A 14,343-nucleotide genomic window follows, 5' to 3' on the forward strand; every position below is an offset into this window, starting at 1 on the left:
GCCGCCGTCCTCAGGCGTACCGGAACGCCGGAGTAGCCAGCATCGAGCCGTCGGCGCGGATCGCCAATACGGCAACATCCCAGGAGTCCGCGGCCAGGTTCAGCATCGGCATTCCGCCGGAAACGATTGCCGTGGCCAGCACATCGGCGGTAACGATGTCCGCCGCGGCCGCGGTGACCTGGACGAATTCCGTCCCACCGCCCAGCCGCCAGATGTGCTCGCCCCGCTCGGCGGAGCCTGAGGTTGCAAAGGCTGCGTGCTGGCCGCCCGCCCCAAGCGCATACCCGGTGATCAGCGTGCGGCGGTCCGCCGGATCCACAATCCCGGCCTTCCATGGCTCCGTGCTGCCGGGCCGGGGCGAGCCGCTCACCAGGACGTCGCCGCCGGCGTTGAGGCACCAGTCGCGCCGGCCCAGGGCCAGGAGCGAGGTCCCGGCCTCGCGGATTGCGTGGCTTTTGACGAGGCCGGACAGATCAAGGACGCCGTCGGGCCTCTCGGGGGTAAAAGCGCCTTCCGTGCGCAGCCGCCATTCGTGCGCTTCCGCGTACCGTTCCCGCATTTGCGCAGAGGCCGTCCGCAGCGTCAGTTCCCCGCGGGCCAGCCGGCTGGCTTCGGAGTCCGGGCGGTACAGGCTGAAGGTTTCGTCGAGTTCCCGGAAAAGGCGTTCGACGACGGCGGTGGCGGCGGCGAGCTCATCAAGCCGAGGCTGCCCTTCCGCGGCCATTCCGACGGGCATGGTCAGGCTGATGACCGTACCCATGCACTCGAAGGTGCGGGCTTTCAGGGCCGGGGTGCCGGTTTGCGCCGGCAACGGGCTAGAGGTGCGCTGCATCGATCGCTGCCTGGAGTGAGGTGAGGTAGGCGTTGCTGGTGACGGTGGCGCCGCTGATGGTCTTGATGCCGGCCGACTGGGCAGCCAGCGCCTCGCTGCGGAGCAGGGGTGCCGCACGGTTGCTGATCTGGACCGACTTGCCGTCGGTGTTGGTCAGCTGGAGGGCCGTGACATCCGTGATCTTGCCGTTCGCCACCGTGATCTGGACCTGCACGGGGCCGAACCTGGTCTGCACCGCGGTGCCCTTGTAGGTGCCGGAGGCGGTGGAACCCGACGAACCGGACGAGCTCGAGGAGCCGGTCGTCCCCGACGTGCCGGACGAGCCTGTTGTGCCGGAGGAACCCGAAGCGGTGGAGGAACCCGTCCCGGATGCGCCGGTGCCGGTGGCGCCCGTGGTGCCTGTTGCCGTCGTGCCTGTAGCGACGGTGCTGATGCCTGATACCTGCGTGCCGGCCTGCCAGCCCGCCAGGAGAATCCCGGCGGAGGCAAAGGCGGCAGCGGCGAGTCCGCGTATTTTCACCAGTCAAACCTTTCGTGATGGATCTGGTCCTCGCGGACGCCGGCCTTCGCGGCGTCCGCTATGACGTTGGCCGCCCAGGTGGCCGGTCCGCAGACGTAGACGTCTGCGTCCTTGATGTCCGGGACGTAGGAGGTGAGGCTGTAGCCGTTGCGCACGGCGTCCTCGGGGAGCCAGGTGGAGCGGCCATGGGACCGCGGCCCGGTGAGGTGGAAGAGCCTGACCCCGCGTTCCTGGCAGAGCTCCAGGATTTCGCCGCTGAGATAGAGTTCCTGCTCCGTGTGGCCGCGGAGCAGGACGCTCGCCTCCCCGGGGCCGAACGGCGTGGTTTCCAGCAGCGCGCGCAGCGGAGTGATGCCGATGCCGGCACCGATCATGACCACTTTGTTCTTGGTGCGGGCAGCGGTGCTGAGCAGGCCGTACGGTCCCTCCAGCGCCACTTTGGTTCCCTTGCGGAGCCGGAGGAGACCGGCCGATCCGTCGCCCAGGTTGCGGACGGTGATCCGCATGGTTCCCTGGCCGTCGGGTCCAGTGAAATCGGGCTCGGCAGAGAGGCTGAACGGGTGCGGATGCCACCACATTCCCGGGGCCAGGAACCGCCAGATGAAGAAGCGTCCGCCGGTCCCCGCCAGCTGGTCCAGCTGCCGGCCGCGCATGACGATGTTCACGACGCCGGGCGCCACGGACTCGACCTTGGCCACAGTGAGCTGGTGCCTGAGGGTGGCCAGTACCGGTTCCAGGATGCGGAAGTACACCAGTGCCGTTCCGGTGGAGATGCAGATGGCCAGCCAATACCAGCGCTGCCAGGTCCCCGCGGCGAACAGCCCGCCCACGCTGAACTGGTGCGGGATTGAGGTGGCGACGGCGGCATACGTCAGCAGGTGCACCACGTACCAGAACTCGTACGGGAAGCGGCGCCGGACGGCCACCAGGGACGTCACCACGACGGCGATAAACAGGGCCATGGAGACGAACGCCAGCCACATATCGGGGACCTGCATCCAGAGGTTGACGGACTCGGTGACAGGGTCGAGCCCCTCCGCCATGCCGTACCCGATGGCGATCAGGACGCCGTGGGCCAACAGCAGGTAGAGGGAGGGCTTGCCCAGCTTGCCGTGGAATTCCAGGGCGCGGTCGTGGCCGATGGTCCGGTCAATGAAGGGGATCCTTGCGGCCAGGAGCAGCATGAGCAGGACAAGGTCCATACCCGCCAGTCCGGCCACGATCCCGCCCGCGGTGAACAGCCCCGCGGGGGATGTGATGGTCGAAGCCCCGCCGTCCGCCAGCCAGAGGGCAATGGCCGCGGCAACGGAGGCCCAGGCAATCACGGTCAGGAGGTCGGTGCGGAGCATGCGCTGCTTGTGCTGGCCGGCGAACCGGTCGCGGACGGGCCGTGGTGTGGACAGGGAAGGGCGCTCCGGACGGCCGGAGCTGCTTGCGGCCGGTGTTGTCGGCAGGAGCTGCGTGTTCATGCCTCCAAGATTGCTGTGGGAAGCTATGTCCCTGCTGTGAAAAGGGGGAACAAGCTGCTGTGACCTTTCGGTCCCGCTGCCGCCCTTATACACCCGATTGGTCTTTAATTGCGTCAACTCGTAGACTTGGTAGGCGCTAAGTGCGCGGAGCGTGCGCAATTGCTCCGGTTGCCCGGTAATTTTCTCCAGGGCGGCCGGTAGTTAGGGGCTCAAGTTGCGTGACTAACCGTTGCCCTTCTTCACTTTTGGGTCGCCCTTAGCAGCATGGTCCAGCAGCAGATATGCGGATCATTACTTTCAATTCTTGAGGAGAAGTCATGGCAGCACACTGCCAAGTGACCGGAGCCGAGCCGGGCTTTGGGCACAGCATTTCGCACTCGCACCGCCGCAACAAGCGTCGGTTCGATCCGAACATTCAGAAGAAGCGCTACTGGGTTCCGTCCCTGCGCCGTAACGTCACGCTGCAGGTCTCTGCACGTGGCATCAAGACCATCGACGTGCGCGGCATCGACGCAGTCGTCGCCGACATTCTGGCTCGTGGGGTGAAGCTCTAGTGGCTAAGGACAAGGACGTACGTCCGATCATCAAGCTCAAGTCGACCGCGGGCACGGGTTACACCTACGTAACCCGCAAGAACCGTCGTAACGATCCTGACCGCATGGTCCTGAAGAAGTACGACCCCAAGATCCGCCAGCACGTCGAATTCCGAGAGGAGCGCTAAACATGGCTAAGAAGTCCAAGATTGCTCGCAACGAGCAGCGCAAGGTCATCGTTGAGCGTTACGCTGCGAAGCGCCTCGAGCTGAAGAAGACCCTGGTTGACGAAAACGCAACCGACGAAGCACGCGAAGCAGCCCGCCTGGGCCTGCAGAAGCTGCCCCGCAACGCGTCCCCGATCCGTCTGCGCAACCGCGACATCATCGACGGCCGTCCCCGCGGTACCTTCCAGAAGTTCGGTATCTCCCGTGTTCGCTTCCGCGACATGGCTCACCGCGGTGAGCTCCCGGGCATCACCAAGTCTTCCTGGTAATCCAGCACTGCTGATACCAGCTGCTTGAGAAGGGCCGGCAACCATGTGGTTGCCGGCCCTTCTGCGTTTAACCCACTCCGCGGGTGGTGGTTGAGCATGTGTGCGCCCTGTGCGGCAGCACACACGGCGGGATGACGACGGCGGGAGGCGGCCTGGGTGCCAGTTGGCCCGTTTCGCCGCGGAATCCCGGGGATGTACTCCGCTGGGAGGGCCGGTTTGCGGTGACGCCGGTGGGCGTGTATTGTTTTCTAAGTCGCCGCGGGGGAGACAGTGAAGAACTGATCACCGGGCGGCCACAAACCCCAAATCAAAGCCAAAATCTGGTTGCTCTTTAGGGCGCTGGAAATCGGTGGGGGTGGTCTTCTTCCTGGTGTGGGTCCTGAGTGATGGATTTGTGTTGGGGTGGGGGATCGGGTAAGTTTGGAAAGTTGCTCCGGAGCGATCTGCGACTGGTTTTTGGTTGTGGTGGTGCCGGGTGTGTCTGTTGTTTGAGAACTCAATAGTGTGCCAAGTTTGTTGATACCAATTGTTTTATGGATTGGTTGTTTTGGCTGGATCCGCCACCCCGTGGTGTGGTCTGGTTTTTACAGCTGGTTTCAAATTTTGTGCAGCCGGGTGTGGTGTTATTTCCACCTGCTTGGTTGTGTCTGTTTTACTTCAACGGAGAGTTTGATCCTGGCTCAGGATGAACGCTGGCGGCGTGCTTAACACATGCAAGTCGAACGATGAACTGGTGCTTGCACTGGGGATTAGTGGCGAACGGGTGAGTAACACGTGAGTAACCTGCCCTTGACTCTGGGATAAGCCTGGGAAACTGGGTCTAATACCGGATATGACCTTCCATCGCATGGTGGTTGGTGGAAAGCTTTTGTGGTTTTGGATGGACTCGCGGCCTATCAGCTTGTTGGTGGGGTAATGGCCTACCAAGGCGACGACGGGTAGCCGGCCTGAGAGGGTGACCGGCCACACTGGGACTGAGACACGGCCCAGACTCCTACGGGAGGCAGCAGTGGGGAATATTGCACAATGGGCGGAAGCCTGATGCAGCGACGCCGCGTGAGGGATGACGGCCTTCGGGTTGTAAACCTCTTTCAGTAGGGAAGAAGCGAAAGTGACGGTACCTGCAGAAGAAGCGCCGGCTAACTACGTGCCAGCAGCCGCGGTAATACGTAGGGCGCAAGCGTTATCCGGAATTATTGGGCGTAAAGAGCTCGTAGGCGGTTTGTCGCGTCTGCCGTGAAAGTCCGGGGCTCAACTCCGGATCTGCGGTGGGTACGGGCAGACTAGAGTGATGTAGGGGAGACTGGAATTCCTGGTGTAGCGGTGAAATGCGCAGATATCAGGAGGAACACCGATGGCGAAGGCAGGTCTCTGGGCATTAACTGACGCTGAGGAGCGAAAGCATGGGGAGCGAACAGGATTAGATACCCTGGTAGTCCATGCCGTAAACGTTGGGCACTAGGTGTGGGGGACATTCCACGTTTTCCGCGCCGTAGCTAACGCATTAAGTGCCCCGCCTGGGGAGTACGGCCGCAAGGCTAAAACTCAAAGGAATTGACGGGGGCCCGCACAAGCGGCGGAGCATGCGGATTAATTCGATGCAACGCGAAGAACCTTACCAAGGCTTGACATGAACCGGTAATACCTGGAAACAGGTGCCCCGCTTGCGGTCGGTTTACAGGTGGTGCATGGTTGTCGTCAGCTCGTGTCGTGAGATGTTGGGTTAAGTCCCGCAACGAGCGCAACCCTCGTTCTATGTTGCCAGCACGTGATGGTGGGGACTCATAGGAGACTGCCGGGGTCAACTCGGAGGAAGGTGGGGACGACGTCAAATCATCATGCCCCTTATGTCTTGGGCTTCACGCATGCTACAATGGCCGGTACAAAGGGTTGCGATACTGTGAGGTGGAGCTAATCCCAAAAAGCCGGTCTCAGTTCGGATTGGGGTCTGCAACTCGACCCCATGAAGTCGGAGTCGCTAGTAATCGCAGATCAGCAACGCTGCGGTGAATACGTTCCCGGGCCTTGTACACACCGCCCGTCAAGTCACGAAAGTTGGTAACACCCGAAGCCGGTGGCCTAACCCCTTGTGGGAGGGAGCTGTCGAAGGTGGGACTGGCGATTGGGACTAAGTCGTAACAAGGTAGCCGTACCGGAAGGTGCGGCTGGATCACCTCCTTTCTAAGGAGCACCTACAACGGTTGCTGTCCCGTGTATGCGGGGTGGTGGTGTTGTCAGGAGTAAAGGCCCGTTTCGCGGACGAGTGTTTCGTGGCGGGTGCTCAAGGGTGGAATATCAACAAATAGCGGTCGTGGTGTTTTCTGCTTGTCTTAGTACGAGCCAGTGATGGTTCTGGAACGGTGGGTGGGTGATGGCGCGGTTTAGTGTTTGGCACACTGTTGGGTCCTGAGGCAACAGGGCCACGGATGGCTCCTGCCTGTTTGGGTGGGGGTTGTTGGTGGGTTTGTTTGTTTCTGGTTTCCTGGCTGCATCGATCATGCATGGGTGCGTCTGCTGTTGCGGGCGTGGTGTGTGGGGTGTGTGGTTTGGGGTTGTTGTTTGAGAACTACATAGTGGACGCGAGCATCTTGTATAAGAAGCAATTTCCAAGAATATGAACCTGGATCTGGCTGCGCTGTTGATGCCCTTTGTGGGTGTTGGGGTGTGGTTGGTTTCTGTGGTTCTCTCGAGAAATTTTTTGATCTTTGTGGTCAAGTTTTTAAGAGCACACGGTGGATGCCTTGGCATTAGGAGCCGAAGAAGGACGTAGGAATCTGCGATAAGCCTGGGGGAGTCGATAACCGGACTGTGATCCCAGGGTGTCCGAATGGGGAAACCCCGCTGAGCGCGCGAGTGACTTGGTGACCCGTACCTGAACACATAGGGTGCGTGGGGGGAACGCGGGGAAGTGAAACATCTCAGTACCCGCAGGAAGAGAAAACAATAGTGATTCCGTTAGTAGTGGCGAGCGAACGCGGATCAGGCTAAACCGTTCCATGTGTGATAGCCGGCGGGCGTTGCATGGTCGGGGTTGTGGGACTTTCCATACCAGTTCTGCCGGGCTGGTGGGGTGTGATGTGCGCGCATAGGTGAACGGTTTTGAAAGGCCGGCCAGAGAGGGTGTTAGTCCCGTAACCGTAATGTGTTTGTGCCGCCTGTGAGAGTATCCCAAGTAGTACGGGGCCCGAGAAATCCCGTGCGAATCTGTCAGGACCACCTGATAAGCCTAAATACTCCCTAATGACCGATAGCGGACCAGTACCGTGAGGGAAAGGTGAAAAGTACCCCGGGAGGGGAGTGAAACAGTACCTGAAACCGTGTGCTTACAATCCGTCGGAGCCAGTCTGATTCTGGTGACGGCGTGCCTTTTGAAGAATGAGCCTGCGAGTTAGTGTTACGTCGCGAGGTTAACCCGTGTGGGGCAGCCGTAGCGAAAGCGAGTCTGAATAGGGCGTTGCAGTGGCGTGATCTAGACCCGAAGCGAAGTGATCTACCCATGGCCAGGTTGAAGCGACGGTAAGACGTCGTGGAGGACCGAACCCACTTCAGTTGAAAATGGAGGGGATGAGCTGTGGGTAGGGGTGAAAGGCCAATCAAACTTCGTGATAGCTGGTTCTCCCCGAAATGCATTTAGGTGCAGCGTTGCGTGTTTCTTGCTGGAGGTAGAGCTACTGGATGGCTAATGGGCCCTACAAGGTTACTGACGTCAGCCAAACTCCGAATGCCGGTAAGTGAGAGCGCAGCAGTGAGACTGTGGGGGATAAGCTTCATAGTCGAGAGGGAAACAGCCCAGACCACCAACTAAGGCCCCTAAGCGTGTGCTAAGTGGGAAAGGATGTGGAGTTGCCCAGACAACCAGGAGGTTGGCTTAGAAGCAGCCACCCTTAAAAGAGTGCGTAATAGCTCACTGGTCAAGTGATTCCGCGCCGACAATGTAGCGGGGCTCAAGTACACCGCCGAAGTTGTGGCATTCAAACATTTACTAAGCCTTCGTGGTTCAGGTGTTTGGATGGGTAGGGGAGCGTCGTGTGGGCGGTGAAGTCGCGGTGTAAACCAGCGGTGGAGCCTACACGAGTGAGAATGCAGGCATGAGTAGCGAAAGACGGGTGAGAAACCCGTCCGCCGAATGATCAAGGGTTCCAGGGTCAAGCTAATCTGCCCTGGGTAAGTCGGGACCTAAGGCGAGGCCGACAGGCGTAGTCGATGGACAACGGGTTGATATTCCCGTACCGGCGAAAAACCGTCCATGTTGAACAGGGGATACTAACCGCCCGAGACCTGCCCGCTCACCCTTGTGGTGTTGTGGGTTTTGGTGGAGCGCGGGACCTGATCCTGGGAGGCAAGCGTATTAACAGGTGTGACGCAGGAAGGTAGCCGAGCCGGGCGATGGTTGTCCCGGTCTAAGGATGTAGGGCGAGTGGTAGGCAAATCCGCCACTCATGGTGCCTGAGATCTGATGGGACCCCCGTTTGGGGGGATTTGGTGATCCTATGCTGCCGAGAAAAGCATCGACGCGAGGTTTTAGCCGCCCGTACCCCAAACCGACACAGGTGATCAGGTAGAGAATACTAAGGCGATCGAGAGAATTATGGTTAAGGAACTCGGCAAAATGCCCCCGTAACTTCGGGAGAAGGGGGGCCCCAACCTTGATACACCTTCGCGGTGTGGAGGGGATCGGGGCCGCAGAGACCAGGGGGAAGCGACTGTTTACTAAAAACACAGGTCCGTGCGAAGTCGCAAGACGATGTATACGGACTGACTCCTGCCCGGTGCTGGAAGGTTAAGAGGACCGGTTAGCCTCACGGCGAAGCTGAGAATTTAAGCCCCAGTAAACGGCGGTGGTAACTATAACCATCCTAAGGTAGCGAAATTCCTTGTCGGGTAAGTTCCGACCTGCACGAATGGAGTAACGACTTCCCCGCTGTCTCAACCATAAACTCGGCGAAATTGCAGTACGAGTAAAGATGCTCGTTACGCGCAGCAGGACGGAAAGACCCCGAGACCTTTACTATAGTTTGGTATTGGTGTTCGGAGTGGCTTGTGTAGGATAGGTGGGAGACGTTGAAGCCCGGACGCCAGTTCGGGTGGAGTCATCGTTGAAATACCACTCTGGTCACTTTGGACATCTAACTTCGGCCCGTAATCCGGGTCAGGGACAGTGCCTGATGGGTAGTTTAACTGGGGCGGTTGCCTCCTAAAAAGTAACGGAGGCGCCCAAAGGTTCCCTCAGCCTGGTTGGCAATCAGGTGTCGAGTGTAAGTGCACAAGGGAGCTTGACTGTGAGAGAGACATCTCGAGCAGGGACGAAAGTCGGGACTAGTGATCCGGCGGTACATTGTGGAATGGCCGTCGCTCAACGGATAAAAGGTACCTCGGGGATAACAGGCTGATCTTGCCCAAGAGTCCATATCGACGGCATGGTTTGGCACCTCGATGTCGGCTCGTCGCATCCTGGGGCTGGAGTAGGTCCCAAGGGTTGGGCTGTTCGCCCATTAAAGCGGTACGCGAGCTGGGTTTAGAACGTCGTGAGACAGTTCGGTCCCTATCCGCTGCGCGCGCAGGAAATTTGAGAAGGGCTGTCCTTAGTACGAGAGGACCGGGACGGACGAACCTCTGGTGTGTCAGTTGTACTGCCAAGTGCACCGCTGATTAGCTACGTTCGGATGGGATAACCGCTGAAAGCATCTAAGCGGGAAGCTCGCTTCAAGATGAGATTTCCATACACTTTATGTGTGAGAGGCCCCCAGCCAGACCACTGGGTTGATAGGCCGGATGTGGAAGCGAGGACTAACGACTCGTGAAGCTGACCGGTACTAATAGGCCAACAACTTACACCACACAGATACATACAAAAATCTGCTTGCGTCCACTATGTGGTTCCCAACCAACAACCCCCAACACCCGGGGTTTGATACGGCACGGAACCAACAACTGAATAACAACACCACACATGTTGTAACCACAGTCTTCCCACCAACCCCACAAAGGGGTTGGGACGGGTAACAAGGTTACGGCGGTCATAGCGTGGGGGAAACGCCCGGTCCCATTCCGAACCCGGAAGCTAAGACCCACAGCGCCGATGGTACTGCACCCGGGAGGGTGTGGGAGAGTAGGACACCGCCGGACACACACCACTGGTCGAGGCCCCAACCAACACGGTTGGGGCCTCCCACATTTAAAAACACCACCTAGACTTACCGTCTATGACTCCCCGAAGCACGGGCCCCAAGGGCAAGCGGGCCACCATCCTCGATGTTGCCGCTGCCTCCGGCGTCTCCCGGCAAACCGTAACCCGTGCCATGAACGACATGGCCGGGATCAGCCCCGAGACCCGTGAACGCGTCCAAAGGATCGCTTCGGAGCTGGGCTACAGCCCCAGCCGCTTCGCCAAGGGGTTGGTCCAAGGGGCGAAGGTATCGATTGGCCTCGCCATCCCGGACCTGACCAACCCATATTTCCCCGCGTTTGCGTCCAGCGTGGTGGAGGCAGCCACCGGGCGCGGCTGGAACGTCGTGGTTGATGACTACGGGCACGGAACCGGCAGTGCTGCCGACGCCGCTGCCAGGCTCGCCCCCCAGGTGGACGCCCTTATTGGCTACCTTGCGCCACACGCGGACGAGGCGCAGGCGCTGATGGGCCGCCGGCCCGTCGTCGCCCTGGACTCACCGGACGCGGGAACCGCCGGCCGCATCTCGTTCGACTACCACCACGCCGCGAGGCTGGCACTTGCGCACCTTGCCGGCAGGGGTTGCACGAACGTCGCCTTCCTGGACTCGGACCAGGGAGCGCCTGCCGGCAGTCGGAGCGCGGCAGCAGCAGCCGTCGCCGAGGAGGCGGGAATGCAGCTCACCCGCTTCCAGGCCGAGCCCTCCGCGGCCGCCGCCAAGGCGGCCGTGGCCCTCCTGGCGGGCCGAGCAGAACCCGTTGACGGGATCCTTGCCTTCAACGACCTCATGGCCGCCGGTGCGCTTAAAGCCTTGCAGGCCTCCGGCAACGCCGTGCCGGGCGACTGCGCAGTAATCGGAATGGACGGGATACCGCTCGGAGAACTGCTCACCCCTGAGCTGACCACCCTCGCACTGGACCTGCGAGCCGTCGGACGTGCCGCCGTCGGCCTCCTCGAAGGACTCCTCTCGGGCTCGCTCGCGGAAGGCGGGACCGAGGCGCATCTGATCCTTCGGCACGAGCTGGTCCTCCGCCAGTCCGCCTAGGCCCCTACTCAAAGGCGCGCGCAGCGGATAGGCTTTAACCGCATCCGCGTGAACGTTCACGCAACCCCGTAAACCACACCTGCAGCAAGGAAGACCATGGCACTCCACACCCCCGCCGCCACTGATGGCGGCCAGGACCCCCGCGGCGCCACACACTCCACCCCCAACCTGGAGCTTGGCCAGGAAGAGGTCCGGGAGTTGGCCTCGCTGGCGCCGGGACGCGGAAGCCTGCCCGCGCGCTCCTACCTGGCAACTGACGCGCCCAGGCTGTCCCTCAACGGTGATTGGCAGTTCAGGCTGAGCCCTGGAATCCGGACTGCGCCCAACGACGGGTGGCAGCACGGCACGCACCTGGCCGGTTTCGTCCCGCTGCCTGTCCCCTCCAGCTGGAGCATGCACGGCCACGGATCCCCGGCTTACACCAATGTCCAGTTCCCCTTCGCCGTGGAACCGCCGTTCGTCCAGGAAGCCAACCCCATCGGTGACCACCTGGTGACCTTCCAGGCGGGCCCGGAGTTCTTCCCGCACGCGCTGTTGCGGTTCGACGGCATCGACAACGCCGGGACGGTATGGCTGAACGGTGTTGAACTCGGAACCACCCGCGGCAGCAGGCTGGCCCACGAATTCGACGTGTCCGGCATCCTGGTGGTAGGCGCCAACACCCTGGCGGTGCGGGTGGCCCAGTTCTCCGCCGCGAGCTACGTGGAGGACCAGGACATGTGGTGGCTTCCGGGGATCTTCCGGGACGTGACCCTCCAGGCGCGGCCCGCTGACGGCCTCGACGATCTGTTCGTCCACGCGGACTACGACCACGCGACGGGTAACGGCACGCTGAGGGTCGAGGTGACCCGGGCCGGCAAGGCGATTGACGCCGTCGTCCGCATCCCTGAACTCGGCCTGGAACTCCCCGCCGGGGCCCAACATACTGTCCCGGGCGTGGCGCCGTGGTCGGCGGAGCAGCCGCGCCTGTATGACGCCACCGTCAGCACCCCCGGTGAGACAGCATCCGTGCAGGTGGGATTCCGAAGCATCACCATCGAAGACGCCCAGTTCAAAGTCAACGGCCGGCGCATCCTGCTTCGCGGCGTAAACCGCCATGAACACCATCCCAGGCTGGGCCGCGTGGTGCCGCGGGATGTGGTGGAGGCGGAACTGCGGTTGATGAAGCAACACAACATCAACGCGATCCGCACCTCGCATTACCCGCCGCATCCGGAATTCCTCGCCCTGGCAGACCAGCTCGGGTTCTATGTGGTCCTCGAATGCGACCTCGAGACGCATGGATTCGTGGGGGCCGGATGGGCGCAGAACCCCAGCGACGATCCGCAGTGGGAGGAAGCCCTGGTGGACCGGATGGAGCGGACCGTGGAACGCGACAAGAACCATCCGTCAGTCATCATGTGGTCGCTCGGCAACGAGGCTGGCACGGGCCGGAACCTTGCCGCCATGTCGCGCTGGGCCAAGGACCGCGACCCGTCGCGCCCCATCCACTACGAAGGCGACTGGTCTTCGCCCGACGTTGACGTCTACTCCCGGATGTATGCCAGCCAGGCCGAGACGGCGCTGATCGGCCAAGGAATCGAACCGCCCCTCGAGAACGCCGAACTGGACGCCAGGCGCCGCGCCATGCCATTCGTGCTCTGCGAATACGTCCATGCCATGGGCAACGGGCCCGGTGGCATGAGCGAATACCAGGAACTGTTCGACAAATACCCACGGCTGATGGGCGGCTTCGTGTGGGAGTGGCTGGAGCACGGCATCACCGTGACGGACGCGGATGGCAGCGAACACTTCGCCTACGGCGGGGATTTTGGCGAAGAGATCCACGATGGAAACTTCGTCACTGACGGCTTGGTTGACGCCAACCGCAAGCCCCGCCCCGGGCTGCTGGACTTCAAGAAGGTCATCGAGCCGCTGCGCATAGAGGTCGGGCAGGATTGGGCCCGCTTCACCGTGCGGAACGGCCAGGACTTTGCGGACACGTCCGCCTTCAGCTTCCGGTACACAGTTGTGGCCGACGGCGACACCCAGGTGGAGGGGTCCGTGGCCGTTGCGCCGATAGCGCCCCAGTCCGAGGCCGTCGTCGAGCTGCCGACGGAGATTGCCCGGTATGCTGCCGCGCCGGCATCCAGCCAGTCTGCCGTGCTGACGGTGAGCGCGGTGCTTGCTTCCGATACGGCCTGGGCAGGGGCCGGCCACGAGGTCGCCTGGGGCCAGGCGGCCCGTTTTGGGACCCAGGATCCCCGGCTGCCCGCCGTGGACGGTGTCGAGGTCATGGACGACGAGCTGAAACTTAGCAACGCCCGGTTCAGCCGGGCCACCGGCATGCCCACGTCCATCGGCGGCCTTCCCGTCGACAAACTGGGGCTGGTCCTGTGGTGGGCACCCACTGACAACGATCTGGGCCGGGAATGGGGGAGCACCGACGAGCGGCCGCTTGCCACCCAGTGGAAGGACGCAGGTCTTGACCGCCTCCACACACGCCTGTTGGGCATTACGGCAGAACCCGCGGCAGGGGGCGGGGAACAACTCCGTGTCAGCACCCGCGTTGGCATTGCGGACAAGCAGTACGGAGTGCTGGTTGATTACCTGTGGACCAGCAACTCCGGAGCACTGGCACTGCGCACCCGCGTTAAGCCGGCAGGGGACTGGGTCAACGCCGGCTTCGACATCGAATGGGCGCGAATCGGTCTGGAGCTGGTCCTGGCGGCCGAGACAACCACGGTGAACTGGTTCGGGCAGGGACCGCACCAGAGTTACCCCGACACCGGCCAGGGAGCGCGGGTGGGGTGGTTCGAGTTGCCGCTCGTCGGCTGGGATGTTGATTATGTCCGGCCGCAGGAGTCCGGGGCACGCGGCTCCGTACGGCAGGCGGTTCTTGAAACCGGCGGCAAGCAGCTGCAACTCTCCGGAGAGCCCTTTGCGCTGACCGTCAGGCCCTACGGCATGGACGTCCTCGCAGCAGCGACGCATCGTCCCGACCTCGTTCCGGACGGACGCAGCTACGTTTACGTTGATCACGCCCGGCGGGGCGTTGGCACCGCGGCCTGTGGTCCCGGCGTCCTGGAGCCCTACCGGCTGAAGCCCCGCGAAGCTGAGTTTGAGGTCCTCCTCCAAGTCCACGGCTGAGGCCACTCCGGGAATGTGAGCCACCCGACATCGGCTCCAAACCCTCGAAGGCACTGAGAGGGCACGGTCAGCATTGCCGGAAACCGCGGAACTCCGCGGTTTCCGGCAGTGTGCGGAGCCCCCTGTTCCTGGATTTGCGGTGGGGTTGGTGGG

8 protein-coding genes and 3 rRNA genes are annotated in these 14,343 nt (G+C 61.8%); 8 read left to right on the forward strand and 3 right to left on the reverse strand.

Annotated elements, in window-relative coordinates; translation table 11 throughout:
* Positions 1-10: 10 nt before the first annotated feature.
* The 3 genes from AC4EEO_RS20060 to AC4EEO_RS20070 are packed head-to-tail and all read right to left on the reverse strand — an operon-like array spanning position 11 to position 2,821.
* Positions 11-832 (reverse strand): FAD:protein FMN transferase, encoded by an 822-nt coding sequence (locus AC4EEO_RS20060; RefSeq protein ID WP_491339567.1) that lies wholly within the window; start codon positions 830-832, stop codon positions 11-13.
* Entirely contained in the window at positions 816-1,352 is a 537-nt protein-coding gene (locus tag AC4EEO_RS20065; protein ID WP_133832838.1) for an FMN-binding protein, read from the reverse strand. The genes AC4EEO_RS20060 and AC4EEO_RS20065 overlap by 17 nt, the downstream gene beginning before the upstream one ends.
* Entirely contained in the window at positions 1,349-2,821 is a 1,473-nt protein-coding gene (locus AC4EEO_RS20070) for a ferredoxin reductase family protein (RefSeq protein ID WP_491339568.1), read from the reverse strand. Before AC4EEO_RS20070 ends, AC4EEO_RS20065 begins: the two co-directional genes overlap by 4 nt.
* A gap of 317 nt (positions 2,822-3,138) precedes the next feature.
* Between AC4EEO_RS20070 and rpmB the strand changes: the two genes are divergently transcribed.
* The 8 genes from rpmB to AC4EEO_RS20110 all read left to right on the forward strand — a co-directional run bounded on the left by rpmB (position 3,139) and on the right by AC4EEO_RS20110 (position 14,190).
* Complete coding sequence (gene rpmB / locus AC4EEO_RS20075; RefSeq protein WP_018763944.1) at positions 3,139-3,375, forward strand: 50S ribosomal protein L28; 237 nt, start codon at positions 3,139-3,141, stop codon at positions 3,373-3,375.
* Positions 3,375-3,542: a 50S ribosomal protein L33 gene (rpmG, locus tag AC4EEO_RS20080; protein ID WP_013602737.1), complete on the forward strand. Its 168-nt coding sequence runs from the start codon at positions 3,375-3,377 to the stop codon at positions 3,540-3,542. Before rpmB ends, rpmG begins: the two co-directional genes overlap by 1 nt.
* Positions 3,543-3,544: 2 nt before the next feature.
* Positions 3,545-3,850, forward strand: coding sequence for a 30S ribosomal protein S14 (gene rpsN, locus AC4EEO_RS20085; protein WP_015938870.1), 306 nt, complete (start codon positions 3,545-3,547; stop codon positions 3,848-3,850).
* A 657-nt stretch (positions 3,851-4,507) separates the two neighbouring features.
* A 16S ribosomal RNA gene (locus AC4EEO_RS20090) occupies positions 4,508-6,031 on the forward strand.
* 528 nt (positions 6,032-6,559) lie between these two features.
* Positions 6,560-9,688 (forward strand): 23S ribosomal RNA (locus AC4EEO_RS20095).
* A 171-nt stretch (positions 9,689-9,859) separates the two neighbouring features.
* A 5S ribosomal RNA gene (rrf, locus tag AC4EEO_RS20100) occupies positions 9,860-9,976 on the forward strand.
* Together the 16S, 23S and 5S rRNA genes form the textbook arrangement of a ribosomal RNA operon.
* Before the next feature lie 77 nt (positions 9,977-10,053).
* The gene (locus AC4EEO_RS20105) at positions 10,054-11,061 is read left to right on the forward strand and encodes a LacI family DNA-binding transcriptional regulator (RefSeq protein ID WP_491330826.1); all 1,008 of its coding nucleotides are present in this window, start codon (positions 10,054-10,056) and stop codon (positions 11,059-11,061) included.
* Between the two features lie 96 nt (positions 11,062-11,157).
* Positions 11,158-14,190, forward strand: coding sequence for a glycoside hydrolase family 2 TIM barrel-domain containing protein (locus AC4EEO_RS20110; RefSeq protein ID WP_491339569.1), 3,033 nt, complete (start codon positions 11,158-11,160; stop codon positions 14,188-14,190).
* The last annotated feature ends 153 nt before the right edge of the window (positions 14,191-14,343 follow it).

Source organism: Pseudarthrobacter sp. MOO13 (assembly GCF_058267655.1).

What these genes read in the sequence shown, in the direction of transcription:
- AC4EEO_RS20110 (WP_491339569.1), top strand. Translation starts at nt 11,158, where the DNA reads ATGGCACTCCACACCCCCGCCGCCACTGATGGCGGCCAGGACCCCCGC.
- rpsN (WP_015938870.1), top strand. Translation starts at nt 3,545, where the DNA reads ATGGCTAAGAAGTCCAAGATTGCTCGCAACGAGCAGCGCAAGGTCATC.
- AC4EEO_RS20060 (WP_491339567.1), bottom strand. Translation starts at nt 832, where the DNA reads ATGCAGCGCACCTCTAGCCCGTTGCCGGCGCAAACCGGCACCCCGGCC.
- AC4EEO_RS20105 (WP_491330826.1), top strand. Translation starts at nt 10,054, where the DNA reads ATGACTCCCCGAAGCACGGGCCCCAAGGGCAAGCGGGCCACCATCCTC.
- rpmB (WP_018763944.1), top strand. Translation starts at nt 3,139, where the DNA reads ATGGCAGCACACTGCCAAGTGACCGGAGCCGAGCCGGGCTTTGGGCAC.
- AC4EEO_RS20070 (WP_491339568.1), bottom strand. Translation starts at nt 2,821, where the DNA reads ATGAACACGCAGCTCCTGCCGACAACACCGGCCGCAAGCAGCTCCGGC.